Source organism: Streptococcus pseudopneumoniae (assembly GCF_001074565.1).
Lineage (GTDB): Bacteria > Bacillota > Bacilli > Lactobacillales > Streptococcaceae > Streptococcus > Streptococcus pseudopneumoniae_J.
In genome coordinates, this window is sequence record NZ_JUQX01000044.1 from 30001 (window position 1) to 32500 (window position 2500).

General features: G+C 49.2%; 1 tRNA gene and 2 rRNA genes (2 of these 3 running past the window's edge). All 3 read left to right on the top strand.

Annotated elements, in window-relative coordinates:
• A 16S ribosomal RNA gene (locus ADI74_RS06860) occupies positions 1-660 on the top strand (it extends 887 nt beyond the left edge of the window).
• A gap of 51 nt (positions 661-711) precedes the next feature.
• Positions 712-784, top strand: a tRNA-Ala gene (locus ADI74_RS06865).
• Between the two features lie 124 nt (positions 785-908).
• Positions 909-2500 (top strand): 23S ribosomal RNA (locus ADI74_RS06870) (it continues 1311 nt past the right edge of the window).
• The 16S and 23S rRNA genes sit together here with 1 tRNA gene alongside, the layout of an rRNA operon.

A 2500-nucleotide genomic window follows, 5' to 3' on the forward strand; every position in this document is an offset into this window, starting at 1 on the left:
CTGGGGAGTACGACCGCAAGGTTGAAACTCAAAGGAATTGACGGGGGCCCGCACAAGCGGTGGAGCATGTGGTTTAATTCGAAGCAACGCGAAGAACCTTACCAGGTCTTGACATCCCTCTGACCGCTCTAGAGATAGAGTTTTCCTTCGGGACAGAGGTGACAGGTGGTGCATGGTTGTCGTCAGCTCGTGTCGTGAGATGTTGGGTTAAGTCCCGCAACGAGCGCAACCCCTATTGTTAGTTGCCATCATTTAGTTGGGCACTCTAGCGAGACTGCCGGTAATAAACCGGAGGAAGGTGGGGATGACGTCAAATCATCATGCCCCTTATGACCTGGGCTACACACGTGCTACAATGGCTGGTACAACGAGTCGCAAGCCGGTGACGGCAAGCTAATCTCTTAAAGCCAGTCTCAGTTCGGATTGTAGGCTGCAACTCGCCTACATGAAGTCGGAATCGCTAGTAATCGCGGATCAGCACGCCGCGGTGAATACGTTCCCGGGCCTTGTACACACCGCCCGTCACACCACGAGAGTTTGTAACACCCGAAGTCGGTGAGGTAACCTTTTAGGAGCCAGCCGCCTAAGGTGGGATAGATGATTGGGGTGAAGTCGTAACAAGGTAGCCGTATCGGAAGGTGCGGCTGGATCACCTCCTTTCTAAGGATAAGGAACTGCGCATTGGTCTTGTTTAGTCTTGAGAGGTCTTGTGGGGCCTTAGCTCAGCTGGGAGAGCGCCTGCTTTGCACGCAGGAGGTCAGCGGTTCGATCCCGCTAGGCTCCATTGGTGAGAGATCACCAAGTAATGCACATTGAAAATTGAATATCTATATCAAATAGTAACAAGAAAATAAACCGAAAATGCTGTAGTATTAATAAGAGTTACTGACTGAAAGGTCAAAAAATAAGGTTAAGTTAATAAGGGCGCACGGTGGATGCCTTGGCACTAGGAGCCGAAGAAGGACGTGACAAACGACGATATGCCTTGGGTAGCTGTAAGTAAGCGATGATCCAGGGATTTCCGAATGGGGGAACCCAACAGGTACTACCTGTTACCCATATCTGTTAAGGATATGAGGAGGAAGACGCAGTGAACTGAAACATCTAAGTAGCTGCAGGAAGAGAAAGCAAAAGCGATTGCCTTAGTAGCGGCGAGCGAAACGGCAGGAGGGCAAACCGAAGAGTTTACTCTTCGGGGTTGTAGGACTGCAATGTGGACTCAAAGATTATAGAAGAATGATTTGGGAAGATCAGCCAAAGAGAGTAATAGCCTCGTATTTAAAATAGTCTTTGTACCTAGCAGTATCCTGAGTACGGCGGGACACGTGAAATCCCGTCGGAATCTGGGAGGACCATCTCCCAACCCTAAATACTCCCTAGTGACCGATAGTGAACCAGTACCGTGAGGGAAAGGTGAAAAGCACCCCGGGAGGGGAGTGAAATAGAACCTGAAACCGTGTGCCTACAACAAGTTCGAGCCCGTTAATGGGTGAGAGCGTGCCTTTTGTAGAATGAACCGGCGAGTTACGATATGATGCGAGGTTAAGTTGAAGAGACGGAGCCGCAGGGAAACCGAGTCTGAATAGGGCGCATTAGTATCATGTCGTAGACCCAAAACCATGTGACCTACCCATGAGCAGGTTGAAGGTGCGGTAAGACGCACTGGAGGACCGAACCAGGGCACGTTGAAAAGTGCTTGGATGACTTGTGGGTAGCGGAGAAATTCCAAACGAACTTGGAGATAGCTGGTTCTCTCCGAAATAGCTTTAGGGCTAGCGTCGACATAAAGATTCTTGGAGGTAGAGCACTGTTTGGGTGAGGGGTCCATCCCGGATTACCAATCTCAGATAAACTCCGAATGCCAAAGAATTATGGTCGGCAGTCAGACTGCGAGTGCTAAGATCCGTAGTCGAAAGGGAAACAGCCCAGACCACCAGCTAAGGTCCCAAAATAATTGTTAAGTGGAAAAGGATGTGGGGTTGCACAGACAACTAGGATGTTAGCTTAGAAGCAGCTATTCATTCAAAGAGTGCGTAATAGCTCACTAGTCGAGTGACCCTGCGCCGAAAATGTACCGGGGCTAAAACAATTTACCGAAGCTGTGGATACCTTTATAGGTATGGTAGGAGAGCGTTCTATGTGTGAAGAAGGTATACCGTGAGGAGTGCTGGAACGCATAGAAGTGAGAATGCCGGTATGAGTAGCGAAAGACAGGTGAGAATCCTGTCCACCGTAAGACTAAGGTTTCCAGGGGAAGGCTCGTCCGCCCTGGGTTAGTCGGGACCTAAGGAGAGACCGAAAGGTGTATCCGATGGACAACAGGTTGATATTCCTGTACTAGAGTATGTAGTGATGGAGGGACGCAGTAGGCTAACTAAAGCAGACGAATGGAAGTGTCTGTCTAAGCAGTGAGGTGTGAATTGAGTTAAATGCTTAATTCTATAACATTGAGCTGTGATGGGGAGCGAAGTTTAGTAGCGAAGTTAGTGACGTCACACTG